General features: G+C 74.2%; 23 protein-coding genes. 13 read left to right on the top strand and 10 right to left on the bottom strand.

What is annotated here, in order from left to right:
* Nucleotides 1-166: 166 nt before the first annotated feature.
* Nucleotides 167-1,633, bottom strand: coding sequence for an NAD(P)H-quinone dehydrogenase (locus tag Q0795_RS13660; protein WP_298890495.1), 1,467 nt, complete (start codon nucleotides 1,631-1,633; stop codon nucleotides 167-169).
* Between the two features lie 31 nt (nucleotides 1,634-1,664).
* Here Q0795_RS13660 and Q0795_RS13655 point away from each other — a divergent pair, with 31 nt between their 5' ends.
* From Q0795_RS13655 to Q0795_RS13615, 9 genes are all read left to right on the top strand, one after another.
* Nucleotides 1,665-2,498: a purine-nucleoside phosphorylase gene (locus Q0795_RS13655; protein WP_298750482.1), complete on the top strand. Its 834-nt coding sequence runs from the start codon at nucleotides 1,665-1,667 to the stop codon at nucleotides 2,496-2,498.
* Nucleotides 2,499-2,586: 88 nt separating this feature from the next.
* Nucleotides 2,587-4,275: a phospho-sugar mutase gene (locus tag Q0795_RS13650; RefSeq protein ID WP_298890493.1), complete on the top strand. Its 1,689-nt coding sequence runs from the start codon at nucleotides 2,587-2,589 to the stop codon at nucleotides 4,273-4,275.
* A 45-nt stretch (nucleotides 4,276-4,320) separates the two neighbouring features.
* The gene (locus Q0795_RS13645) at nucleotides 4,321-4,932 is read left to right on the top strand and encodes a hypothetical protein (protein ID WP_298890491.1); all 612 of its coding nucleotides are present in this window, start codon (nucleotides 4,321-4,323) and stop codon (nucleotides 4,930-4,932) included.
* Nucleotides 4,933-4,983: 51 nt separating this feature from the next.
* Nucleotides 4,984-5,640 (top strand): ATP-binding protein, encoded by a 657-nt coding sequence (locus Q0795_RS13640; RefSeq protein WP_298890489.1) that lies wholly within the window; start codon nucleotides 4,984-4,986, stop codon nucleotides 5,638-5,640.
* Nucleotides 5,637-6,761 carry a hypothetical protein gene (locus tag Q0795_RS13635; RefSeq protein ID WP_298890487.1) on the top strand — a complete coding sequence of 375 codons (1,125 nt, stop codon included), beginning with the start codon at nucleotides 5,637-5,639 and terminating at the stop codon, nucleotides 6,759-6,761. The genes Q0795_RS13640 and Q0795_RS13635 overlap by 4 nt, the downstream gene beginning before the upstream one ends.
* 19 nt (nucleotides 6,762-6,780) lie before the next feature.
* Nucleotides 6,781-7,467, top strand: a complete 687-nt coding sequence (locus tag Q0795_RS13630; protein ID WP_298890485.1) for a DUF4129 domain-containing protein — start codon at nucleotides 6,781-6,783, stop codon at nucleotides 7,465-7,467.
* On the top strand, nucleotides 7,464-8,726 hold the full coding sequence (locus Q0795_RS13625) for a DUF4350 domain-containing protein (protein ID WP_298890483.1): 1,263 nt from the start codon (nucleotides 7,464-7,466) through the stop codon (nucleotides 8,724-8,726). Before Q0795_RS13630 ends, Q0795_RS13625 begins: the two co-directional genes overlap by 4 nt.
* The gene (locus Q0795_RS13620) at nucleotides 8,723-9,733 is read left to right on the top strand and encodes a MoxR family ATPase (protein WP_298890482.1); all 1,011 of its coding nucleotides are present in this window, start codon (nucleotides 8,723-8,725) and stop codon (nucleotides 9,731-9,733) included. The genes Q0795_RS13625 and Q0795_RS13620 overlap by 4 nt, the downstream gene beginning before the upstream one ends.
* A 13-nt stretch (nucleotides 9,734-9,746) precedes the next feature.
* A complete protein-coding gene (locus Q0795_RS13615; protein ID WP_298890480.1) occupies nucleotides 9,747-11,057 on the top strand; it encodes a DUF58 domain-containing protein in 1,311 nt (436 codons plus the stop codon).
* Nucleotides 11,058-11,099: 42 nt separating this feature from the next.
* On the opposite strand, the gene Q0795_RS13610 is transcribed toward Q0795_RS13615, so the two are convergent.
* Nucleotides 11,100-12,095 (bottom strand): stage II sporulation protein M, encoded by a 996-nt coding sequence (locus Q0795_RS13610; RefSeq protein ID WP_298890478.1) that lies wholly within the window; start codon nucleotides 12,093-12,095, stop codon nucleotides 11,100-11,102.
* 49 nt (nucleotides 12,096-12,144) lie between these two features.
* On the opposite strand from Q0795_RS13610, the gene Q0795_RS13605 reads away from it, so the two are divergent.
* Nucleotides 12,145-12,951: an RDD family protein gene (locus Q0795_RS13605; RefSeq protein WP_298890476.1), complete on the top strand. Its 807-nt coding sequence runs from the start codon at nucleotides 12,145-12,147 to the stop codon at nucleotides 12,949-12,951.
* A 64-nt stretch (nucleotides 12,952-13,015) separates the two neighbouring features.
* Here the strand turns inward: Q0795_RS13605 and Q0795_RS13600 are convergent, their stop codons facing one another.
* Entirely contained in the window at nucleotides 13,016-14,161 is a 1,146-nt protein-coding gene (locus tag Q0795_RS13600; protein WP_298890474.1) for an adenosine deaminase, read from the bottom strand.
* Nucleotides 14,154-14,504: a cupin domain-containing protein gene (locus Q0795_RS13595; RefSeq protein ID WP_298890472.1), complete on the bottom strand. Its 351-nt coding sequence runs from the start codon at nucleotides 14,502-14,504 to the stop codon at nucleotides 14,154-14,156. The genes Q0795_RS13600 and Q0795_RS13595 overlap by 8 nt, the downstream gene beginning before the upstream one ends.
* A gap of 24 nt (nucleotides 14,505-14,528) precedes the next feature.
* On the opposite strand from Q0795_RS13595, the gene deoC reads away from it, so the two are divergent.
* On the top strand, nucleotides 14,529-15,296 hold the full coding sequence (deoC, locus tag Q0795_RS13590) for a deoxyribose-phosphate aldolase (RefSeq protein ID WP_298890470.1): 768 nt from the start codon (nucleotides 14,529-14,531) through the stop codon (nucleotides 15,294-15,296).
* A gap of 87 nt (nucleotides 15,297-15,383) precedes the next feature.
* On the opposite strand, the gene Q0795_RS13585 is transcribed toward deoC, so the two are convergent.
* Nucleotides 15,384-16,673, bottom strand: coding sequence for a thymidine phosphorylase (locus tag Q0795_RS13585; protein WP_298890468.1), 1,290 nt, complete (start codon nucleotides 16,671-16,673; stop codon nucleotides 15,384-15,386).
* A gap of 25 nt (nucleotides 16,674-16,698) precedes the next feature.
* The gene (locus Q0795_RS13580) at nucleotides 16,699-17,355 is read right to left on the bottom strand and encodes a hypothetical protein (protein WP_298890466.1); all 657 of its coding nucleotides are present in this window, start codon (nucleotides 17,353-17,355) and stop codon (nucleotides 16,699-16,701) included.
* Between the two features lie 54 nt (nucleotides 17,356-17,409).
* On the opposite strand from Q0795_RS13580, the gene Q0795_RS13575 reads away from it, so the two are divergent.
* Nucleotides 17,410-18,075: a hypothetical protein gene (locus Q0795_RS13575; RefSeq protein WP_298890464.1), complete on the top strand. Its 666-nt coding sequence runs from the start codon at nucleotides 17,410-17,412 to the stop codon at nucleotides 18,073-18,075.
* Entirely contained in the window at nucleotides 18,072-19,367 is a 1,296-nt protein-coding gene (locus Q0795_RS13570; RefSeq protein ID WP_298890462.1) for a chloride channel protein, read from the top strand. The genes Q0795_RS13575 and Q0795_RS13570 overlap by 4 nt, the downstream gene beginning before the upstream one ends.
* 59 nt (nucleotides 19,368-19,426) lie before the next feature.
* Here the strand turns inward: Q0795_RS13570 and Q0795_RS13565 are convergent, their stop codons facing one another.
* The 4 genes from Q0795_RS13565 to Q0795_RS13550 are packed head-to-tail and all read right to left on the bottom strand — an operon-like array spanning nucleotide 19,427 to nucleotide 24,084.
* On the bottom strand, nucleotides 19,427-19,822 hold the full coding sequence (locus Q0795_RS13565; RefSeq protein WP_298890460.1) for a cytidine deaminase: 396 nt from the start codon (nucleotides 19,820-19,822) through the stop codon (nucleotides 19,427-19,429).
* Nucleotides 19,823-19,880: 58 nt separating this feature from the next.
* Nucleotides 19,881-21,185 carry an ABC transporter permease gene (locus tag Q0795_RS13560; protein ID WP_298890458.1) on the bottom strand — a complete coding sequence of 435 codons (1,305 nt, stop codon included), beginning with the start codon at nucleotides 21,183-21,185 and terminating at the stop codon, nucleotides 19,881-19,883.
* Nucleotides 21,182-22,498 carry an ABC transporter permease gene (locus Q0795_RS13555; RefSeq protein ID WP_298890456.1) on the bottom strand — a complete coding sequence of 439 codons (1,317 nt, stop codon included), beginning with the start codon at nucleotides 22,496-22,498 and terminating at the stop codon, nucleotides 21,182-21,184. The genes Q0795_RS13560 and Q0795_RS13555 overlap by 4 nt, the downstream gene beginning before the upstream one ends.
* Complete coding sequence (locus tag Q0795_RS13550) at nucleotides 22,495-24,084, bottom strand: ABC transporter ATP-binding protein (protein WP_298890454.1); 1,590 nt, start codon at nucleotides 24,082-24,084, stop codon at nucleotides 22,495-22,497. The genes Q0795_RS13555 and Q0795_RS13550 overlap by 4 nt, the downstream gene beginning before the upstream one ends.
* Nucleotides 24,085-24,160: the final 76 nt, after the last annotated feature.

Genomic DNA, 24,160 nt, shown 5'->3' with positions numbered 1-24,160 from the left:
GAGCGTCATGAATGGTTGCTGGTGACCCCACCGAGCGCCGTGAATGGTTGCCGCTGGTGGCCCACGCCAACCATTCACGGCGCCCGGTCCGCCTGAGACCAACCATTCGCGGCGCCCGGTCGCCCTCAGGGCAACCATTCACGGCGCCCGGTGGTATGAGGGGGGGTCAGTCGGCGATCTCGTGCAGCTGGCGGGCGGCCTCGGACAACGAGCCGCTCATCGAGGGGTAGACCGTGAAGGTCGCCGAGAACTGGTCGACGTTGAGCCGGTTCGCGACGGCCAGCGCGATGGGGAAGATCAGCTCGCTGGCGCGGGGGGCCACCACGACGCCCCCGACGATGGTGGCGCTGCCGCTGCGGGCGAAGAGCTTGACGAAGCCGTCCTGGAGGTTCTGCATCTTGGCGCGCGGGTTCTTGGTCAGCGGCAGCATGACCGCGCGGGCGTCGACCCGCCCCTCGTCGACGTCGGCCTGGCTGACGCCGACCGTGGCGATCTCGGGGTCGGTGAAGATGTTGGAGCTGACCTTGCCCAGGGACAGCGGCGCCACCGCGTCGCCCAGCGAGTGCGCGACCGCGATCCGGCCCTGCATGGCCGCGATGGAGGCGAGCGGGAAGACGCCGGTGCAGTCGCCCGCGGCATACACCCCCGCGGCGCTGGTGCGGGAGACTCGGTCGACCTCGACGTGCCCCGAGCGGCTCAGCCGCACCCCGGCCTCCTCCAGCCCCATGTCCGTGGTGTTGGGGATCGAGCCGACCGCCAGCAGGGCGTGGCTGCCCTCCACCTCGCGGCCGTCCTCCAGGGTGACGACGACCCCCTCGCCGTCGCGCCGCACGGCCCCGGCGCGCGAGCGGTTGAGCACCGTCATGCCGCGGCGGCGGAAGACCTCCTCGACGACGTTGGCGGCGTCGGCGTCCTCGCCCGGCAGCACCCGGTCCCGCGAGGAGATGAGGGTCACCCGGCACCCCAGCCCGAGGTAGGCGTGGGCCAGCTCGGCGCCGGTGACGCCCGAGCCGATGACGACCAGGTGCTCGGGCAGCTCGGCGAGGTTCCAGATCTGCTGCCAGGTGAGGATCCGCTCCCCGTCCGGCTGCGCCGACTCCAGCACCCGCGGACGCGCGCCCGTCGAGACGAGGATGACGTCGGCTTCCAGCTCCCGGCGGGTGTGCTCGTGGTCGCAGTCCTCGTCGTGCGGTGCCGGCTCCTCCCCCGACAGCACGTCGTCGACGCCCTCGAGGACCTGCACCCGGCCCGAGCCCAGCAGGCTCCCGGCGCCCTGGATGACCTCGACGCCGGCGGACTCCAGGCGCTCGCCGATGTCCCTGCTCTGCGCCCGGGCGAGGTCCATGATCCGGCTGTTGACGTCGGTGATGTGGGCGGTCACGCCCTGGTCGCCGGGCACCTGCGCCCCGTCGAAGTGGACGCCGATGCGCTTGGCCGCGCTGAAGCGGTCCATGAAGTCCGCGGTGGCGATGAGGGCCTTGCTGGGCACGCAGTCGGTGAGCACCGCGGCACCCCCCAGCCCGGAGCGCTCGACGATCGTGACCTCCGAGCCGAGCTGAGCGGCGGCCAGGGCGGCCTCGTAGCCACCGGGACCTCCCCCGATGACGACGACGGACTTGTTGGCGGCACTCACGTGCCCATCAAACCATCGCTACCCTGACCCGATGACTACTGGTGCTCCTCCCGACCTCGACGACCCGGCCACCGACCCGTTGGAGGTTGCGGCGGCCGCGGCTGACGTCATCGCGCGCCGGACCGGCGCCGACCGGCACGACATCGCCCTGGTGCTGGGCAGCGGGTGGAAGCCGGCGGCGGACGCGCTGGGCCGCGCCGACGCCGAGGTCGACCACGCCGACGTGCCCGGTTTCGCCGCCGCCGCCGTGGCCGGGCACTCGGGCACGATGCGGTCCATCCCGCTGAGCAGCGGCCGCCGCGCCCTCGTCTACGGCACGCGCACCCACTTCTACGAGGGCAAGGGGGTCCGCTCCGTGGTGCACGCCGTGCGCACCGCCGCCGCCGCCGGGTGCTCCACCATCGTGCTCACCAACGGCTGCGGCGGGCTGCGCCCCGAGTGGGCGCCCGGCACCCCGGTGCTCATCAAGGACCACCTCAACCTGACGGCTACCTCGCCCATCGAGGGTGCGAACTTCGTGGACCTCACCGACCTCTACTCCACCCGGCTGCGCGACCTCGCCCGCGAGGTCGACCCGGACCTGGACGAGGGGGTCTACGTGCAGTTCCCCGGCCCGCACTACGAGACGCCCGCCGAGGTCCAGATGGCCAAGGTGCTGGGTGGCGACCTCGTCGGTATGTCGACCGCCCTGGAGGCGATCGCCGCCCGCCAGGCGGGGCTCGAGGTGCTCGGCGTCTCCCTGGTCACCAACGCGGCGGCCGGCATCAGCGAGGCACCGCTGGACCACCAGGAGGTCATCGACGCCGGGACCGCCGCGGCCCAGCGTTGCGGCGAGCTGCTGGCCCGGATCGTCGAGCGCATCTGAGGCACCACCCGCACCGGACGCCTGGCAGGCACACACCAGGCAGGACCGACACCGCAGGAACCCATCCACCGCTTCGCGAGGAGTGACCATGAGCGAGACCGACGACCTGGTGACCACCGCCAGATCCTGGCTGGACGACGACCCGGACCCGGCGACCAGGGCCGAGCTCGACGCCGTCCTCGAGGCCGTCGAGAAGGGTGACGAAGGGGCCCGCGCCGACCTGGCCGACCGCTTCTCCGCCTTCCTGGAGTTCGGCACCGCCGGGCTGCGCGGCGAGCTCGGCGCCGGCCCGAACCGGATGAACCGCGCCGTGGTCATCCGCACGGCCGCCGGGCTGACGGCATACCTGCGGGCCCAGCTCGAGGCCGCCGGCGACGCCACCCCGGGCCCGGCGGTCGTCATCGGCTTCGACGCCCGGCGCAACTCCGACGTCTTCGCCCGCGACACCGCGGCCGTCGTCACCGCCGCCGGGGGCCGGGCCATGGTGCTGCCCCACCCGCTGCCGACGCCGGTGCTGGCCTTCGCCATCCGGCACCTGGGCGCCGACGCCGGGGTCATGGTCACCGCCAGCCACAACCCCCCGCAGGACAACGGCTACAAGGTCTACCTCGGTGACGGCTCGCAGATCGTCCCGCCGGCGGACGCCGAGATCGCCGCGCAGATCGACGCGGTCGAGAGCGTCGCCGGGGTCCCGCTCGCACGGGACGGCTGGGAGACGCTGGACGAGGGGGTGCTCGAGGCCTACCTCGACCGGGCCGTGGCCGTGCTCGACCCGGACAGCCCGCGTGACCTGACGATCGTCCACACCGCCCTGCACGGCGTGGGTTCCGAGGTCGTCCGTCGGGCCTTCGAGCGAGCCGGGTTCGCCGCGCCGGCACCGGTCCCGAGCCAGTCCGACCCCGACCCGGACTTCCCCACGGTCCCCTTCCCCAATCCCGAGGAGCCCGGCGCCATCGACGCCGCCCTCGAGCTGGCCGGCCAGGTGCGCCCCGACCTGGTCATCGCCAACGACCCGGACGCCGACCGGTGCGCCCTCGCCGTCCAGGACGCGCACGGGTGGCGGATGCTGCGTGGCGACGAGGTGGGCGCCCTGCTCGGGCAGCACGTCATCGACCGCGGTCGGGTCGGCGGTGAGCGCCGCGTGCTGGCCCGCTCCATCGTCTCCTCGCGCCTGCTCGGCGCGATGGCGCAGGCGGCCGGGCTGGAGCCGGCCGAGACGCTGACCGGCTTCAAGTGGATCGGTCGCGTGCCCGGGCTCGCCTACGGCTACGAGGAGGCCCTCGGGTACTGCGTCGACCCCGCCTGCGTCCCGGACAAGGACGGTGTGACGGCCGCTCTCCTGGCCGCCGAGCTGGCCGCGACGCTGAAGTCGCGGGGGCAGACCCTCACCGACCTCCTGGACGAGCTGGCCGTGCGGCACGGCGTCCACCAGACCGACGCCTTCTCCGTGCGGGTCAGCGACCTCGCGCAGATTCCGCCGGTGATGGCGCGGCTGCGCGAGGAGCCCCCGGCCGAGCTGGGCGGGGTCCCCGTCGAGCGCCTCGACGACCTCGCCGACGGGGTCGACGGGCTGCCCCCGACCGATGGTCTGCGCTTCCTGCTGACCGATGCCACCCGGGTCGTCGTGCGGCCCAGCGGCACCGAGCCCAAGCTCAAGGTCTACCTCGAGGCGGTCGTCGGGGTCGAGGACCCGGCCGGCCTCGCCCAGGCCCGCGAGGAGGCCGGTCGACGGCTGCAGCGCGTGCGCGAGAGTATGCAGCAGCTGACCGAGGTCTGACCGGCCCGGGCCTCCCGGGGCCCGGAGGGAGAGGAGGGAGCACCCATGGCAGCGGCGGACGCGACCCTGCGGGGAGATGTCGTGGGCACCTACCGGGCCCTGCCCGCCCGGGTGCTGGGCTGGGTCATGGTGGGCTGCGCGGGCATCCTCGCGGCCCTCACCGTCTGGGACCTGCTCTCCGGCCACCGGGACGGTGCGGTGGGCGCGGTGGCGCTCGTGGTGGGTGTCTCCGCGGCCGCGTGGGTGCTCTTCCTGCGCCCCCGGGCGGTGCTGCACGAGGACGGCGTGCTCCTGGTCAACGTCGTGCGGGACACCGCCGTGCCGTTCGCGGCGGTCGACGAGATCACCCACCAGTGGGCGCTGGAGCTGCACGACACCGAGGGCCGGCGGCACAGCGCCTGGGCGGTGCCGGCCAAGCGGGAGCGCAGCCGCCCGACCCCCGTGGACGACTTCGCCCAGACCACCCGGCGGCGTGGCGACGGGGGCACCAGCGCCCAGACCGTCGCGGACGAGGTCCAGCGGGCGCTGCAGCGCTGGCGGCTCGACGGCGGCCAGCTCGAGGAGGGGGCCACCGGGGTGACGAGCACGCCCGCCCGGCCCGCGATCGCGGTGCTGTCCCTCGCCGTCCTCCTGGCGTTGCTCGCCGTGCTGCTCTGAGCGCAGGTCCCCGGCGGCGGCGCCCTGGACCGCGACCTAGACTGTTCCCCCATGGACCCGGCCCCCGCCCCCGCCCGTGTCCTCGTGCTCGCCGGCCCCAGCGGCGCCGGCAAGTCCAGGCTCGCCGCGCACCTGCACTCGGCCCACGGGTGGCCGGTGGTGCAGCTGGACGACTTCTACCGAGAGGGCACCGACCCGGACCTGCCGATGAGCCCCCTGGGGCTGCCCGACTGGGACCACGTCGACTCCTGGGACCTCGACGCCGCGCTGGAAGGCTTGGAGCAGCTGTGCCGGGCGGGCACGGCCCAGATGCCGGTCTACGACATCAGCCGCTCGGCCGTGAGCGGGACCCACGAGGTGAGCCGGGGGCGGCATACCGTGGTCGTGGCGGAGGGGATCTTCGCCGCCCACACGACGCCGGGCCTGCGCTCGCGCGGGCTGCTGGCCGATGCCTGGTGCATCCGCAACCGGCCCTGGCTCACCTTCAGCCGCCGCCTGGCCCGTGACCTGGCCGAACGCCGCAAGCCGCCGCTGACCCTGTGGCGGCGCGGCCACGTCCTGCGGCGTGCCGAGCCGGGTATCGTGGCCGCCCAGGAGGAGCTCGGCGCGCGCGCCATGACCGCGCGCGAGGCACAGCTCCTCGCCCGGGGGCTGACCGCGTCGTCGGGTCCGCGGACGTCGTCGATCGATCGAGGAGCAGGGGGATGACCCAGCCACCCTTCGGGCCGCCGCCCGGTGACACCGGGCGCGGCGAGCCGTCGTCGCCTCCCCCACCCATCCCGCAGGCCCCCCCGGGGCAGTCCGTGGGAGGGGCGCCGCAGTGGCAGCAGCCGCCCGGAGGGCACCCGCCGCGGCAGGACGCCGCCGGCCCGGCGCGGTGGCAGCAGCTGCCGCCCGAGCAGCTGACCCGTCTGCACCAGCCCGGCGTCGTGCCCCTGCGGCCCCTGACCCTCGGCGACATGTTCGGCGGCTCGCTGCAGACGATGCGGCGCAATCCCGAGGCGACGATCGGGATGGGCCTCGTCGTGCTCTCCGTCGTGCTCGTCCCCTCGCTCCTGCTGACCCTGCTCGCCACCCGCTCGGTCTCCTCGGTGGACCAGCTGGGGGCCGAGCTCATCCTGCTCCTCGTGGGAGGTCTCCTCAGCTCGCTGGCCTCGATCGCCCTCACCGGGATGATCGTGCACGTCGTCGGCGAGGCCGTCCTGGGCGACCGGGCCAGCCTCGCCTCGACCTGGGCCACGGTGCGCGGGCGTCTGCTCGCCCTCGTGGGCACCGTGCTGCTCCTCGGCGTGCTCTTCACGGCCGCCCTGGTCGCCCTGGTCGCCGCCGTCGTGGGTCTGGTGGTCGGCCTGGGCGAGTCGGGCCTGGCGATCCTCCTGGTCGTGCTCGTGTCCGTCGCGTTCGTGGTGGGCCTGGTCTGGGCGGGCTGTCGGCTGAGCCTCGCCCCCGCCCCGGTCGTGCTCGAGCGGGTGGGGCCGTGGCGCGGGATCGCCCGCGCCTGGGCCCTCACCCGGGGCGCCCAGGCCTGGCGCGTCGTCGGCATCACGCTGCTGGCGGGGATCGTCACCGGCATCCTGGCCGCGATCGTCCAGCTGCCCGTCGTGGCCTTGGTCTCCGCGCTGGTCGGTCCGGAGGTCGTCACCTCCCCCCTGAGCCCGGTCACCGTGCTCACCGACCACGCGCTGCAGCTCGTGGTCGGAGCGCTGACCATCCCGTTCACCGCCGGCGTGACCGCCCTGCTCTACCTCGACCAGCGGATCCGGCGCGAGGGTCTGGACGTCTCGCTCGTCGCGGCCGCCCAGGAGCGCGCCGCGACCCGGTCCCGCTGAGTCCGGCACCCGTATGCCCGTGTCCGCCCTGCACACCCCGCACCTCGGGCTGCCCGCCCAGGGAGCGGTGGACCCGGACCGCGACGAGGCGCGACGGTGGCTCCAGGAGGAGCTGGACGCCGGCGACTACCGGCTCGAGGTGCCCTGGTGGCTCCGCCTCTGGCGGTGGGTCACCGACCGTCTGCCGGACCCGGCGGCCCTGGGCCCCCTCCCCCCGTGGACGACCTGGGTCGTCCTGGCCGCGGTCGTCGTCGCCGTGCTCGCCGTCGCGCTCTTCGTCACGCGGGACCGGTGGCGGACGGGGCGGCTGGCCCCCGCCGGGCGGGCGGGGGCCGTCCTGGGCGGTCGGCGCCGGTCCGCGGCGGACTACCGCGACGCCGCGCGCGCGGCCCTGCAGGCGGGGCGGGCCGACGAGGCCGTGCTGGAGGCCTACCGGGCGATCGCGGCCGGAGCGACCGAGCGCACCCTGCTGGAGGACCGTCCCGGCCGCACCGCCCACGAGGTGGCGGTCGAGCTCGGACACGTCTTCGCCACCCACGCGGCCTCGCTGCAGCGTGCCGGCGACACCTTCGACGCCGTCCGCTACGGGGGCCACCGCGTCGACACCGACCAGGCCCGAACGGTCGTCGACCTCGACGCCGCCCTCGCCGCGGCCCGCCCCGAGCTGCCTGGGGAGCGGCGCCCCGAGCTGGTGGTCCCGTCGTGAGGGCCGTGCGCCGGTGGGCACCGTGGGTGCTGCTCGTCCTGGTCGCGGCCGTGCTGGCCGCCCTCCTCAGCACGCCTCGCTCCGGCGAGCCGCTCAGCCCGGTCAACAACGGCCCCGACGGCGCCCAGGCGCTGGCCGAGGTGCTGCGCCAGGAGGGGGTGGACGTCGAGATCGTGGCGGGCACCACGGGGCTGGACCCGCCCTCGCTCGGCCCGGGGACCACGGTCCTGCTCCCGCACACCCGCTACCTCGGCCCCGAGACGGGTCCGGACCTCGTGGCCGGACTCGCGGACCTCGACCAGCTGGTGGTGCTGGCCGACGGCACCGGCGGTGTCGGCGCCTCCCTCGGGCTGGACGTCGAGGAGTCGTGGGGGGCCGGCATACCGGTGGCCGCCGACTGCTCCGTGCCCTGGGCGCGGGAGGGGGATCAGCTCGTCGGCTGGGACGTCCTGCTGGCCGCCGGGTCGCAGGACCGGCCCGCGACCACGGCGTGCTTCCCCCCGGGCGAGGGGCACAACCTCGGCGGGGCCCGCGAGGGGGCCGTGCTCGTGCTGGAGCAGGACGGGTCCCGCCCGCGCACCGTGGTGGCCGGCATCGGCCCGACCTGGACCAACGCCCGCATCACCGAGGGCGCCAACGCCGCGGTGGCCCTGCGGCTGCTGGGCGGCAGCGACCGCCTGGTCTGGGTGCAGCCGCAGCCCTCCGACCTGGGGCTGGAGGCGGCCGGCTCGCTGTGGGACGTGCTGCCCAGCACCCTGACCCCGGCGCTGTGGGTCGTCGGGGGTGGGGTGCTGGCGCTCGCCCTCTGGCGGGGCCGCCGCCTGGGCGCCGTGGTGACCGAGCCCCTTCCCGCCGTCGTCCGGTCGACCGAGACCACCGTGAGCCGGGCCCGGCTTTACCACCAGGCTCACGACAGCCGGCACGCCGCCCGCGCGGTCCAGTCCGGGGCCCGACGGCGGCTCGCCCCGCTGCTGGGGCTGCCCACCACCACCGGCGCCGACCGCCTCGCCGAGGTGGTCAGCCGGGTGAGCGGGCGCCCGCTCGACCAGGTCCGGCACCTGCTCCTGGAACCGGGCGCCGCGGGTGACGATGCAGGCCTGCTCGTGCTGGTGCGCGAGATCCACGCGCTGGAGGACGAGCTGCGCCGCCGGGACCGACCGGTCGCCACCGACCCCACCGACTACCCTGACCACGGGGGCTCCGCACCCGCCGCGCAGCGCCCCGGCACCAGCGACAGCACCGCCGAGAGGACACGATGACCGAGCAGCCACCCCCTAGCCAGGGGAGCCCCGACCCAGCCGCGGCGCCGCCGGACGCGGACGCCGCGCGCGCGGCGCTGCACGCCGTGCGGACCGAGGTCGCCAAGGCCGTCGTGGGCCAGGACCAGGCCGTGTCGGGGCTCATCGTCGCGCTGCTGGCCCGGGGGCACATCCTGCTGGAGGGGGTCCCGGGCGTCGCCAAGACGCTGCTCGTGCGCACCCTCGCGACCGCGCTGTCGATCGACACCAAGCGCGTGCAGTTCACCCCGGACCTCATGCCCGGTGACGTCACCGGCTCGATGATCTACGACAGCGGCCGCGGTGAGTTCGCCTTCCGCCCCGGTCCGGTCTTCACCAACCTGCTGCTGGCCGACGAGATCAACCGCACGCCGCCGAAGACGCAGTCCGCGCTGCTGGAGGCCATGGAGGAGCGGCAGGTGACCGTGGACGGCGCCTCCCGGCCGCTGCCCTCCCCGTTCCTCGTCGCCGCCACCCAGAACCCGGTCGAGTACGAGGGGACCTACCCGTTGCCCGAGGCCCAGCTCGACCGGTTCCTCATGAAGGTCACCCTCCCGCTGCCCCCGCGCGAGGACGAGGTGCAGGTGCTCGAGCGGCACGCCGCCGGCTTCGACCCCCGCGACCTCGCCGCCGCCGGGGTGCAGGCCGTCGCCTCCCCGCAGGACCTGCAGGCCGCCTCCGCCGCGGTCCGCGGCGTGCAGGTCTCCCCCGAGGTCGTGGGGTATGTCGTCGACCTCGCCCGCGCGACCCGCGAGGCTCCGTCCCTGCAGCTCGGCGTCAGCCCCCGCGGCGCGACGGCCCTCATGAGCACGGCGCGAGCGTGGGCCTGGCTGTCCGGCCGTGGTTTCGTCACGCCGGACGACGTGAAGGCGCTCGCCCGGGCGACCCTCGGGCACCGCGTGGCCCTGCGCCCCGAGGCCGAGCTCGAGGGCGTGACCGCCGACTCGGTGCTGGAGTCCGTGCTGACCAGCGTCCCGGTCCCCCGCTGAGCCGCCCCGCGCGATGATCCTCCGTGGCCCCGTCGTGGCGCTGGCCCTGCTCGGGCTGCTCCCGGTCCTCCTGTGGCCCGCCGCCGCCGGTCTGGTCGCCGGCGGGTGGCTCGTGGGGGTCGCCGCGCTCGTCGTCGCGGACGCCGTCGCGGCGCCCCGGCCGACCTCGCTGGAGCTGCACCGCTCCCCGGTGGCGCAGGTCCGGCTGCGGGAGGAGACCACCACGACGCTGCTGGTCACCAACCCTGCACGCCGTCGTGTCCGCGGTGTGCTGCGGGACGCCTGGGTGCCCTCGGCGGGGGCGCAGGAGCCGACGCGGCACCCGCTGGACCTTCCCCCCGGCGAGCGACGCCGGGTGGTCACGACCCTCCGGCCGACCCGACGAGGGGACCGGCCCGCCGCCGGGGTCACCGTGCGCACCCATGGCCCGCTGGGGCTCGCCGGGCGCCAGTCCACCGTGCTCGTGCCCGGTGCCGTGCGTTCGCTGCCGCCGTTCCGGTCCCGGCGCCACCTCCCGGCCAAGCTGGCCCAGCTGCGCCAGCTCGACGGGCGGTCCGCGGTGCGGACCCGCGGGCAGGGCACCGAGTTCGACTCCCTGCGCGACTACGTCGAGGGCGACGACGTCCGGTCCATCGACTGGCGGGCCACCGCGCGCCGTCAGCACGTGGTGGTGCGCACCTGGCAGCCGGAGCGCGACCGCCGGGTCATCCTCGTGCTCGACACCGCGCGCACCAGCGCCGCCCGGGTCGGGGACGAGCCGCGGCTGGACGCCGCGATGGACGCGGCCCTGCTGCTGGCCGCGCTCGCCTCCCGGGCCGGCGACCGCGTCGACCTGGTGGCCGGCGACCGGGCCGTCCGCGCGCGGGTGGGGTCGGGCACCACCGCCGGCCGGTCCGGGCTCCTGCACCAGCTCGTGACGGCCATGGCACCGCTGGAGCCCGCCCTGCTGGAGGCGGACTGGCCGATGCTGGCCGGGGCCGTGACGACGCTGACCCGCCGCCGGGCCCTCGTGGTGCTCCTCACCCCGCTGGAGCCCGCGGCGCTCGAGGAAGGGCTGCTGCCCGTCCTGCCCTCGCTCACCGCGCACCACCGGGTCGTGGTCGCCTCCGTCGCGGACCCGGCCCTGCGCGACCTGCAGCGGCGCGCGGACGACGTCGCCGGGGCCTACGCGTCCGCCGCGGCCGAGCGCACCGAGGCCCTGCGGCACCGCACCGCCACGGCCCTGGCCCAGCTGGGGGTGACCGTCCTCGACGAGCCGCCGGAGCAGCTGCCCGTGGCCCTGGCGGACCACTACCTCGCCCTCAAGGCCCAGGGCCTGCTCTGAACGCCCCACCCGGCGGGACGGCGTCGCCGACGGGTCATGGGGTCAGCCGGCCGTCGGCGCCGTCGCCGCCTGCAACTCCTCACCGACGTCCCCGCTGACGCCCCGGCGCACCGCGCGCCGCCCCAGGGTGAAGACATACGCGAAGAAGAGGGCGAGCGCCAGGGCCCCGATCCCCACCCGTGCCCACGTCGGCAGCGGCGAGGGCGTGACGAAGCCCTCGATGAGACCGGAGACCAGCAGCACGAAGACCAGACCGATCGCGACCCCCGCCGCCGTCCTGCCCTCGGCGGCCAGGTTGGCCAGCCGGGTGCGCCGGCCGGGCGCCACCCAGGCCCAGAACAGCCGCAGCCCCACCCCGGCCGCGACGAAGATCGCCATGAGCTCGAGCAGCCCGTGCGGGGCGATCAGCCCCCAGAAGACGTCACCACGGCCGTGCCGGTGCATGAGCGAGCCGATCACCGCGACGTTGGCGATGTTCTGCCACAGCAGCCAGATGACCGGCAGGCCGAGCACGCCCATACCGATGCAGCGGGCCGCGACCCAGGCGTTGTTGACCCAGACGAGGGTGGAGAAGCTGCTGGCGGCGTTCTCGGAGTAGTAGGACTCGAAGCTGACGTTGACGAGCTCGGTCACCTCCTCCGGCGAGAGCAGGGACTGCTCCACCACCGGGTTCTGCACCAGCCACCAACCGAGCACGAGCCCCACCACGACGTTGGCGAGGGCGGTGATGCCCCACCACCAGCGCAACCGGTAGAGCGCCGCCGGGAAGTCCTCGGCGAAGAACCGGCCGATCCCCGACCAGCTCGCCGTCCGCACCCGGGCCGCGCGCGCCCGGGCCCGCGCCACCAGCGTCGACAGGTGGGTCACCACGCCGGCATCGGGCGCGCTGGAGCGCACCAGCGACAGGTCGGTGGCAGCGCGCTGGTAGCCGTCGAGCAGCTCGTCGGCCTGCTCACCGTCGAGCCGGCGCTGCCGCGCGAGGTGGTCCAACCGCTCCCACGCCGCGCGCCGGCGCCCCACCAGGGCATCGAGATCCACCCGCCCACCGTAGGTCATCGGCCGACGCGCGCGGACTAGAGTTCGGCGTATGACGAGCCGGGGCATCTTCGAGGCGCAACGCTTCGTCACCAGCGAGGCGGTCGAGGTCGAGCTTCCCGCCGCCGCGCTGCCGACGCGCATGGTCTCCGGTCTCATCGACCTGCTCGTCGTCGCGGCCGGGGTCCTCGTGCTCGTCCTGCTGGTGCCGGGCGACCTCTTCGAGGCGGACGCCGCCCTCGGTCAGGTGTTCGTCATCGTGCTGACCGTGCTGGCCATGGCCGGCATCCCCATCACGCTGGAGACCCTCACCCACGGCCGCACCCTCGGCAAGCTGGTCATGGGTCTGCGCACCGTCCGCGACGACACCGGCCCCATCGGCCTGCGGCACGCGGTCATCCGCGCCCTGGTCGGCGCATTCGAGATCTGGATGACGCTCGGGAGCGTGGCGCTCATCACCGCGATGACCAACGAGAAGGGCAAGCGGCTCGGGGACTTCCTCGCCGGGACGTATGTCGTGCACGACCGGGTGCGGCTGCGGCTGCCCGAGCCGCCCCAGCCGGACCCGGCGCTGGCCGCCTGGGTGCAGGGTGCCGACATCGGCGTCATCCCAGACGCCCTCGTGGTCGCCACCCGCCAGTTCCTGGCCCGGTCCTCGAGCCTGACGTCCTCGGCACGCGCGCAGACCGGTGGGGAGCTGTATGCCGCGCTGCTGCGTCATGTGGCGCCGGCGCCGCCACCCGGCGCGCCCCCGGAGCAGGTCATGGCCACGGTGCTCGCGCGGCGCCGCCAGCGGGACGAGGAGCGTCTCGAGCGGGCCGACCGGCTGCGCGCCCGGGTCCTGCCCGAGGCCCGCTGAGCCGTGGTTCTGGACATGGCCTCGTGGGCGACGGGTCCCAGAACGCTATGTCCAGAACAGGTGGTCAGCCGTCGTAGGCGGGCTTGAGCACGTCCTCGATGAGCGCGAGCCGCTCGTCGAAGGGCAGGAAGGCCGACTTCATCGCGTTGACCGTCACCCGCCGCAGCTCCGGCACGCCCCACCCGGCCTGGTCCACGAGCAGCTGGGCCTCCCGGGTCATCGAGGTCGCGCTCATGAGCCGGTTGTCGGTGTTGAGCGTCACCCGGAAGCGCAGGGCGTCGAGCAGCCGGATCGCGTGCTCCGCGATGGAGGGGGCCGCGCCGGTCTGGACGTTGCTGCTGGGGCACATCTCCAGCGGGATCCGGCGGTCGCGCACGTAGGCGGCCAGCTCCCCCAGCGAGAAGGCACCCGGCTCCTGCTGAGCCCGGCCGATGGCGCCGGCCAGGTCGTCGGTGACCGGCGAGCCGTCCAGGCGGATGTCGTCCACGATCCGGATGCCGTGGCCGAGCCGCTCGGCCCCGCACCACTGGATCGCCTCCCAGATGCTGGGCAGACCGAAGGCCTCACCGGCGTGGATGGTGAAGTGGGCGTTGGCCTGGCGCAGGAACTCGAAGGCACCCAGGTGCCGGGTGGGCGGGAAGCCGTCCTCGGCCCCGGCGATGTCGAAACCGCAGACCTCCTCGGCCCGGTGGCGCACCGCGAGCTCGGCGATCTCCCGGCTCCGCGCCGCGTGCCGCATCGCCGTGAGCATCGCGCGGACCCGGATCGGGCCGGCCGGGGCGTCGGCGTCCCCGCGCGCCACCACCTCCTCGCCCTCGCGGAACCCGGCGTTCACCGCCTCGACCACCTCGTCCAGCCCCAGGCCGCCCTCGAGGTGCTGCTCCGGGGCATACCTCACCTCGGCGTAGACGACGCCGTCCGCGGCGAGGTCCAGCACGCACTCGCGGGCGGTCCGCCGCAGCGCCTCGGCCGTCTGCATCACCCCGACGGTGTGGGTGAAGGTCTCGAGGTAGCGCACGAGCGAGCCGCTGTCCGCCGAGGCCGCGAACCACCCCGACAGCGACTCGATGTCGTCGGCCGGCAGCGCGGCATACCCCTGCTCGCGGGCCAGCTCGAGCACGGTCGCGGGGCGCACGCCGCCGTCCAGGTGGTCGTGGAGGAGCACCTTGGGCAGTCGGCGGATCTGCTCGGTGCCGAGCGCGTCACCCATCGCGGTTCGCCCGCTCCAGGGTGAACGCGGGGGCGCAGACGGCGAGGTACTCCGCGCCGCCCGGCCCGGCCGAGTAGCGCACCCACTCCCCCGCACGGGTCAGGATGCACTCCCCGGCGCCGAGCTCGACCTGCCCCTGCTCGTGCTCGACCAGCAGGTGGCCGGCCAGGACGTAGGTGATCTCGTCGAACTCGGGCCGCTGCCCCGGCTCGTCCCACCCCGCCGGCGCGGTCATCCGCGCCACGGACACGGTGTCCTGCCCCGTGCTCGCGGCACCGGCCAGCTCCTGGATCAGCTTCTCCCCGGTCCCGGGCACCCGGACCGGCCGCAACATCGTCGGCATGACCAAGATCCTATTCTGGTGGGTATGTCGCACACGATCACCCCTGGCACCACGATGACCACGCAGGACGTCGCCGATCTCATCGACCACGCCCTGCTCAAGCCCGAGCTCACCCCGGACGAGGTCGAGCAGGCCTGTCGCGAGCTCGCGGCCGACGAGATCTGGTCGGTGTGCGTGCGTCCCTCCGACGTCCGCCTCGCGCTCGCCGCGGTGGACGGGCACCGGACCCGCGTCTGCACCGTCATCGGCTTCCCGCACGGCACCACCTCGACCGCGGCCAAGGTGGCCGAGGCGCGCCAGGCGCTGGCCGACGGCGCGACCGAGCTCGACATGGTCCTCAACATCGGCCGGCTGCGCGGGGGTGACCTCGACGCCGTCAAGCAGGACATCGCCGCGGTCGTCGAGGTCGGCCACGCCACCGACGTCCTGGTCAAGGTGATCATGGAGACCGCGCTGCTGGACGACGAGCAGAAGCAGGCCGCCTGCCGGGCGAGCCACGAGGCGGGCGCCGACTTCGTCAAGACCTCGACCGGCTTCGCCGGCGGCGGGGCGACCCTGCCGGACGTGCGGCTCATGCGGGCCACCGTGCCGGACAGCATGCAGGTCAAGGCCTCCGGCGGGGTGCGCGACATCGACACCCTCCTGGCGATGGTGGCCGAGGGCGTCACCCGCATCGGCACGTCCTCGACGCAGGCGCTGCTGGCCGGCGCCCGCGAGCGCGAGGAGGCCGGCACCCTCGTCGTGCCCGAGCCCGGGTCGGACGTCGAGGGGGCCGACGGGCAGGGCTACTGACGCCGGCCCGTACATCGCGCCGACCGGCGGGGCGCCGTCCGACCGCGCGTCCGAAGCGGTCCGACCGTGCGTCCGCTGCGCGGGTCGTCAGCTCACCCGGTCGATGACGATGCTGTCGGCCGTCTCCACCTCGTCGGCCGAGCCGACCGCCCACGCGCCGTCGAGGGCTGCGGCGGCCCGCTCGATGCGGCCGGCGTCGTCCGTGTGCAGGGTCAGGAGCGGCTGGCCCTGGCGGACCTCGTCGCCGGGCTTGGCGTGCATCACGACGCCGGCCGCGGCCTGCACCGGGTCCTCCTTGCGGGCCCGGCCGGCCCCCAGGCGCCAGGCCGCGACCCCGACGGCCAGGGCGTCGAGCCGGGTCAGGACGCCGTCGGCGTCGGCGACGATCTCCTGGCTCTCCTTCGACTCCGGCATCGGGGCGTCCGGGTCCCCGCCCTGCGCGGCGATCATCCGCCGCCACACGTCCATCGCGCGGCCGTCGGCGAGCGCGTCCGCCGGGTCGACGTCGCTGACGCCCGCGCCCTGAAGCATCTCCCGGGCCAGCGCGACGGTGAGGTCGACCACGTCCTGCGGTCCGCCGCCGGCCAGCACCTCGACCGACTCCGCCACCTCGACCCCGTTGCCGGCCGTCAGCCCCAGGGGGGTCGACATGTCGGTGAGCAGGGCCACCGTGTGCACCCCGGCGTCCTGCCCGAGGGCCACCATGGTCTCGGCGAGCTCTCGGGCGTCGGCCTCGGTCTTCATGAACGCGCCGGACCCCACCTTGACGTCGAGGACCAGCGTGCCGGTGCCCTCGGCGATCTTCTTGCTCATGATCGAGGAGGCGATGAGCGGGATCGCCTCGACCGTCCCGGTGACGTCGCGCAGGGCGTAGAGCCGCTTGTCCGCCGGGGCGAGGCCGGAGCCGGCCGCGCAGATGACCGCACCGACGCCCTCCAGCTGGTCCAGCATCTCCTCGTTGGACAGCGAGGCCCGCCAGCCCGGGATCGCCTCGAGCTTGTCCAGGGTGCCGCCGGTGTGGCCGAGCCCGCGGCCGGACAGCTGCGGGACGGCGACCCCGCAGGCGGCGACGAGCGGCGCCAGCGGCAGGGTGATCTTGTCGCCGACCCCGCCGGTGGAGTGCTTGTCGGCGGTCGGGCGGGAGAGGGAGGAGAAGTCCATCCGCTCCCCCGAGGCGATCATGGCCTTCGTCCAGTCGCTGATCTCCCGGCGGTCCATGCCGTTGAGCAGGATGGCCATCGCCAGGGCCGACATCTGCTCGTCGGCCACCACGTCACGGGTGTAGGCGTCGATGACCCAGGCGATCTCCTCGCCGCTCAGCTCCCCCCGGTCCCGCTTGGTCCGGATGATGTCCACGGCGTCGAAGGACTCGCTCATGCGCCCAGTGTGACGTATGCCGCGATCAGCCGTGGCGGCCGGTCCGGGCGAGCGAGCCGGAGGTCTGCACCACCCGCGCCACCTTGCTCCCGGCGGGCTCCTCGCCGCGGGCGGCGTCGACCTCCCGCGCCAGGCGCCGCAGCCCGGACTCGAACTCCTTGCGCCCGCTGCCCGGGCCCCCGTGGGCCCCGGAGAGCATCATCAGCGAGCGCTCGACGAGCTGGTCGATCTCCCCGAGCAGGCGCGCGACGTCCGCCCCGGTGCCGGTGCGTGCGGCGGTGTCCAGCTCCCGGCCCAGCCGTCCCAGGTGCAGCTGCCCCAGCGACACGACGGGGTCGGTCGAGGTGCCGGTCGGGTATGCCGCCGCGCCGTGGTCGTCGACGGCGCCGGAACCCTGCGGGGGCAGGGGTGGGGGCGGGGACTGGCCGGGGTAGCGGGGGACGTCGATCCGCGGCAGGTCTGAGGTGTCGCCCACGGGCTGCTGCGGGGTGGTGCCGGGCCGGTCGCCGGACGCCGGCCTGCCCCCGACGGACCCTGTGCGGCGCCCCTGGCCGGTGACCATGCTGAAGACGACGAGCCCGATGATGATGGGCACGATCGGCACGTCCCAGCCCGAGAAGACGTTGACGAGGACGACCAGGACCACGATGCCGAAGATCGGCACCCGGGTGGGCTTCTTCATACCTGTCTCCGCTCTCGCTGACCGGCCCTGGGTCGGTGTGACATCCTGGCCTGCGTGCTCATCGCTGACATCATGGCTCTCGTCGCGCCGCCGGTCACGGATCTGCTGCGGCGTTCCCGGAGTGTGACGCAGGACCCGCAACCGATGTTCCCCACCATCGTCGCCGTGCGCAACGACCGCGTCCTGGCGACGGTGTCGACCCTGCGCATCGAGGCGACGATGTCGGCCGCGACGACGATGGCCGTGGGGCTGGACCCGCAGGCGCTCGTGGTGGCCACCGAGGCGCGGCTGGACGACCGCCCGGCCCTGACCTACGCCGTGATGACCCGCGAGCGCCGCGCCCGGTGGGTCGTCCAGGAGATCCACGAGGACGGCCCGGAGGTCCGCTTCTCCGTCCCCGCCGACGGGGGCGAGCCGCGGGGACAGGCGGCCGGCACGCTGCGCGTGCTGGCCGAGGCCCTGGGCCAGCGTCCGATGGACGTCTCGACGGTGGCCCGCCAGGACCGCTCGGGCACCTTCGGCGAGGACACCTTCCTGCCGCCGGAGCAGGGGCGCGTGGTCGTCGACGCGGGCACGATGAGCACCCTGCACGAGCGGGTCGCCGAGATCGACGGCCAGGTGCTCTACCTCGCGCGCAGCCCGGAGGCCGGGCGGCTCGCCCTCGAGGCCGGCCTGCCCCGGGCCTGCCTGCTCTCGCCCGAGCCTCCCGCACGGTCATGACCTCCGCCCGCTACGGGGTGCGACCGCACTTCTGGCGGGTCATGGGGGGTGCCGCCGTCGTGGGGCTGCTCGCCGGCGCGGCCTGCGTGGTCTACCTCGCCGTCGAGCACGTGGTGACCCGGCTCCTCTGGGGCGAGGGGGGCACGCCGCTGGGCCTGTTCACCGGCTCGCTGGTGGGCGTGCTGGTCGTGCTGGCCGCGGGTGCCCTGGTCGGGTGGGTGCGGCACCGCACGGGGCTGACCGGTCCCGACCCCGACTTCATCGCGGAGATGATCGAGGGCGAGGTCCCGCTGCGGCGCGGGGTGCGCTACGGCCTCCTGGGCCTCATCAGCCTCGTCGGTGGCGGCTCGGTGGGGCCGGAGGCTCCGCTCGGCACGCTCGGCGGCGGGCTCGGCACCGCCGTGGGCCGGCGCTACGAGCGACGTGAGGAGGCCACGCAGGACCTCACCTTCGCGGGCATCTCCGGGGTGTTCGGCGCCCTGGGCACCTTCCCCTTCGCCGGGCCGATCGTGGCCTGGGAGGTCCACCACGACCGCTGGCACGAGGCACCGCACCGGATGCTGCCCGGCATCGTCTCGGCCACCACCGCGCTCGCGGTGGTCTACCCCCTGCTCGGCACGCCCTTCCTCTCCGTCTACGACCTGGGCGACTCCGACCTGCGCGTGTGGTGGATCGGCCTGGCCGTCGTGCTGGGGGTCGCCGGGGCGGCGCTGGGCGCGGTGTGCGTCCTGGCCATGACGCTCTCGCGGCGGTGGAGCGCCCGCGTCCCCCACGTGGTGGTCCGCGCCCTCGTCGGCGCCGCGGTCGTCGCCGCGGTGGGGTATGCCGTCCCCCTCACCCTCTTCTCCGGCCGCGCCCAGCTGAGCGGGGTCCTGGAGGGTGGCGTCGCCATCACGGCCGGGCTCCTCGTGCTGGTGCTCCTCGGGAAGGTCCTGACCTTCGTGGTCTCGATGAGCTGGGGCTTCTTCGGCGGTCCGATCTTCCCGCTGGTGTTCGTCGGCGCCGTCGCCGGGGTCCTCGTCCACCAGGTGGTCCCCGGCATACCGCTCGTCGTCGCCGTCCCGGCGCTCGCCGCCTCGGTGACGGCCGCCCTGGTGCCGTTGCCGCTCATGGTCATGGTCATCACGACCATGCTGTTCGGCCTGCAGCTGGAGCTCGGGGTCATCCCCGCGGTGGCCGTCGTCACGTCGACCGTGCTGGTGCGCGGCACCGGCCTGGCCGCGTGGCTCTCCGGTCCCAGCCGTCCCACCGGCACCACCGCGCGGGGAAACGAGCAGCGACCGGGGAAATAACCCGTGCCGCGGTACATATCCCCGCACGATGTGGCCGCTGTGGCTCGTGGGGCGCCGGCTCAGCGGCGCTCCAGGTCCTCCGGGCCGAACGCCTGCGGCAGCACCTCGTCCATGCGCAGCACCCCCTGGGGGGTCTGCAGGAGGCACTCCGCTCCGCCGTGCTCCCACACCAGCTGGCGGCAGCGACCGCAGGGCATGATCGTCTCGCCCCGGCCGTCGACGCACCACACCGCCACCAGCCGTCCGCCGCCACCGGCGACGAGGTCGGAGACCATCCCGCACTCGGCGCACAGCGTCACGCCGTAGCCGGCGTTCTCGACGTTGCACCCGGCCACCACACGACCGTCGTCGACCAGCCCGGCGACCCCCACGGGGTAGCCGGAGTAGGGCGCGTAGGCACGCTGGGTCATCGCGACCGCGGCGTCGTGCAGCGGCTGCCAGTCGATCTCGGACACGGGGGTCTCCTCGGGGGTAGGCGCTGGCCCGGCCCGGCTGACCGGGTCTGCCGCGGGCTCAGCTCTTGCTGTAGGGCACGCCCTCGGCGGCGGGCGGACGGACCCGCCCGACGAAGCCGGCGACGGCCAGGATGGTGATGACGTAGGGCAGCATGAGGAGCAGCTCGGAGGGCACGCCGCTGCCGATGCTGGACAGCACGTTGCCGAGGTTCTTGGAGAAGCCGAAGAGCAGCGCGGCCATGACCGCGCCCCAGGGGTTCCACTTCCCGAGGATCATGGCGGCCAGCGCGATGTAGCCCTGCCCGGCCGACATCTCCCGCCCGAAGGCGAGCCCCGAGCCGACGGTGAAGAAGGCCCCGCCCAGCCCGGCGATGGCCCCGCCGAGGATGGTGTTCCAGACCCGACGGACGTTGACCTTGATCCCCACCGTGTCCGCCGCCTTCGGGTGCTCGCCCACGGCCCTCGTGCGCAGGCCCCAGCGGCTGCGGAAGAGCATGAACTGCAGGCCGAAGATCAGGGCGTACATGAGGTAGACCAGGATCGTCTGGTTGAACAGCACCGGCCCGATGACGGGGATGTCCGCCAGCAGCGGGATCCGGATGCGGGGCAAGGGCATCCGGCTGTTCCACAGCGCCTTGTTGTCCGACAGCACGGTCGAGAACAGGAAGCCGGTCAGCCCGATGATGAGGGTGTTGAGCACGACGCCGACGATGATCTGGTTGACCCGGAAGGACACCGAGAACCACGCCAGCCCGGCCCCGACGAGGGCACCGGCGAGCGGTGCTGCGACGAGCCCGAGGTAGGCCGATCCCGCCGCGGAGGCGACGACGGCACCCATGAAGGCACCGAAGAGCAGCTGGCCCTCGATGGCGATGTTGATGATGCCCGAGCGCTCGCAGATGACACCCGACATGGCGCCGAAGACGAGCGGCACCGAGAGCGCGAGCGCCCCCGCGAGCAGCGAGACCATGGGGATGACCGTGCTGCGGCCGGCCCCGACGAAGGTGAGGAAGGCCAGGACGAAGGCGACCCCCACGACGACGTGCGTCCAGGCGGGCAGCGGCCGCCGCTCCCGCCAGCGCCAGAAGGAGAAGCCGGTGGCCGCGAGCATGACCACCAGCAGCACCACGAGGAAGCCCAGCGCCGGGACCGGGATGTTCGGGATGCTCACGACGTCGCCGCTCGTGCCGAACTGGAAGGTGGTGCGCGTGTCCGCGGGGGTGTCGAGCACCCAGGCGAAGAGGGTCACCAGGGCGGCGAGGGCGTAGACGACCGTCGCCTTGAGGCTCACCTTGGGGCGGGCCCGCTGGGGTCCCGCGCCCTCGGAGGGGGTGGCCTGCTGCGGCTGGGTGGCGGTGCTCATGCCGTCGCCTCCTGGGTCGTGCGGGTGTCGGCCTTGCGCCGTCGCCGGCGGTCGGGATCGGGCAGCCGGAAGACGGACCGGACCAACGGCGGCGCGGCGATGAACAGCACGATGAGCGACTGCACCACGAGCACGATGTCGATCGGGGTCGAGGTGAGCGACTGCATGAGGAAGCCACCGGCCTTGAGGGCGCCGAAGAGGATCCCGGCGAAGAAGGTCCCCCACGGGCGGGAGCGCCCCAGCAGGGCCACGGTGATGGCGTCGAAGCCGAAGGAGGCGGCCACCCCCGCCGTGAGCGAGCGCTCGGTGCCGAGGACCTGTCCGGTCGCGGCCAGCCCGGCGAGCGCGCCGGCGACGACCATGGTGATGATGGTGATCCGGCCGACCGACATCCCCGCCGTCCGGGCCGCGGCCGGGTTGGCGCCGACCGCACGGATCTGGAAGCCGACCGTGGAGCGCTCCATGAGCCACCAGACGAAGACCGTGGCCAGGATCGCCACGACGAAGCCCCAGTGCAGACGGAAGCCGTTGTCCGGCCAGAGCCACTGCGGCACGAGCAGCGGGTAGGTCGCGTCGGGGCTGACGGCCGGGCTCCGCTGGCCGGTGCGCCCCGGGTTGAAGCCGGGCTGCTTGAGGATGTAGCTGATGAGGTAGACGGCGATGTAGTTGAGCATGATCGTGACGATCACCTCGTTGGCCCCGAACCGCGCCTTGAGGACGCCAGGGATGCCTCCCCAGACGGCGCCGCCGATCGCGCCGCCGAGGATCGCGGCCAGCAGGTGGATCACCGGGGGCAGGTCGAAGGCGAAGCCCAGCCAGGCGGCCCCGATGGCGCCGACGATGATCTGCCCCTGCGCGCCGATGTTGAACAGGCCGGCGCGGAAGCCGACGGCGATGCCGAGGCCGGCCAGGATGAGCGGGACGGCGAAGACCATCGACTCGGTGAGCGGGTTCACCATGCCGGCGAAGGTCGCCGCCTGCCAGTCGAAGACCGAGCCGCGGAACATCGCGACGTAGGCCTCGGCCATGGCGCTCAGCCCGGCCGAGATGGTGTCGAAGGGCCGCGCGAAGAAGTAGGTCGCCGCCTCCCTCGTGTCCTCGTCGGCGAAGGCGATGAGGAGGCCGCCGATGAAGAGGGCCAGGACGACGGCGAGCACCGACATGAGGGCGCTGCCGCCGAGGATCTGCTGGAGGACACCGGGGCGCTCCTGCTCCCGCACGGTGGGTCCGCCGGTCTCGCTGCCCGCCTCAGCGGGAGGCGTCGCCGCGACGGACTGCTCCTCGCCGGCGTCGGGCCGGTTCTGCTCGTTCATGCCTGCTCCTCACCGAGATCGGCGGCACCGAGCACGGACCGGTGCTGCGCCGCCTGCTGCTGGGCGTCCTCGAGCGGGACGCCGGCCATCATGAGGCCCAGGACGTCACGGCTGACCGGGGTGCCGTCCTCCCCGACGGCGTCCACGATGCCGACGATCCGCCCGCGGTACATCACCGCGATCCGGTCGGCCAGCCCGAGCACCTCGTCCAGCTCGGTGGAGACGATGATGACGGGCGTGCCGCGGTCGCGCTCGGCGACGACCCGCCCGTGCACGAACTCGATGGAGCCGACGTCCAGCCCGCGGGTGGGCTGGGAGGCGACGAGCAGACGGAGCGGGCGGGACATCTCGCGGGCCAGCACCACCTTCTGCGCGTTGCCGCCGCTGAGGGTCGAGATCGGGTCGTGGACCGAGGTGTGGCGGACGTCGAACTCCTCGGTGCGCTGCTCGGCGTTCGCGGTGACCTTGGCCGGGCTCATGGAGACCCCGCGCGCGAAGGGCGGTGTGTCGTAGAGGTCGAGCACGAGGTTCTCGGCGATGGAGAAGCTGGAGACCACCCCGTCGGTCGACCGGTCCTCGGGCACGAAGCCGATGCCCGAGCGCAGGCGCTCCTTGACCCCGGTGCCCAGGATGTCCTTGCCGTCGAGGCGGACCGACCCGGAGTCGGCCTGCTCGATGCCGAGGATGACCTCCGCGAGCTCGGTCTGGCCGTTGCCCTGCACCCCCGCCACGCACAGGATCTCGCCCGCCCGGACGTCGAAGGAGATGTCGTCGACGAGGACGGTTCCGGTGGGGGCGACGACGGACAGACCCTCGACCTCGAAGGTCGCCTCTCCCGGCTGCGCCGGCTCCTTGTCGACGGTGAGGCTGACCGAGCGGCCGACCATGAGCGAGGCGAGCTCGGTCTCGGTCGAGGTCGGGCTGGCCTCGCCCACGACCCGGCCACGCCGGATGACGGTGATCCGGTCGGCGATCGCCCGGACCTCGCGCAGCTTGTGGGTGATGAAGACGATCGAGGTCCCGGACTCCTTGAGCTCGCGCATGATGCGGATGAGCTCGTCGGTCTCCTGCGGGGTGAGCACGGCGGTGGGCTCGTCGAGGATGAGCACCTGCGCGTCCCGGGACAGGGCCTTGATGATCTCGACCCGCTGCTGCACACCGACGGGCAGGTCCTCGATCCGGGCGTCGGGGTCGACCTGGAAGCCGAACCGGTCGGAGATCTCGCGCACCCGGCGGCGCGCCTCCTCCAGCCTGAGCACACCACCGGCGCCGGTCGGCTCGTAGCCCAGGGCCACCGACTCGGCGACGGTGAAGACGGGCACCAGCATGAAGTGCTGGTGCACCATGCCGATGCCGGCGGACACGGCGTCGCCGGGTCCCCTGAAGGTCGCGGGCGCGCCGTCGAGCAGGATCTGCCCGTCGTCGGGGTCGTAGAGCCCGTAGAGGACGTTCATCAGCGTCGACTTGCCGGCCCCGTTCTCACCGAGCAGGGCGTGGATCTCGCCGGGCTCGACGACGAGGTCGATGTGGTCGTTGGCGACCAGCGAGCCGAAGACCTTGGTGATGCCCTGCAGCTCGAGCTTCATCGCAGAACCTGCTTCATACATACCTCACGGGTGGTGCGGTCCGGGTCCCGGCGATCAGGGGGCGCCCGGGGGGTGC

Origin of the sequence: uncultured Serinicoccus sp. (assembly GCF_947487915.1) — a bacterium.
Taxonomy (GTDB): Bacteria; Actinomycetota; Actinomycetes; order Actinomycetales; family Dermatophilaceae; genus Ornithinicoccus.
Note: the sequence above shows the minus strand (reverse complement) of the source record. Positions and strands in the feature narration are given on the sequence as shown.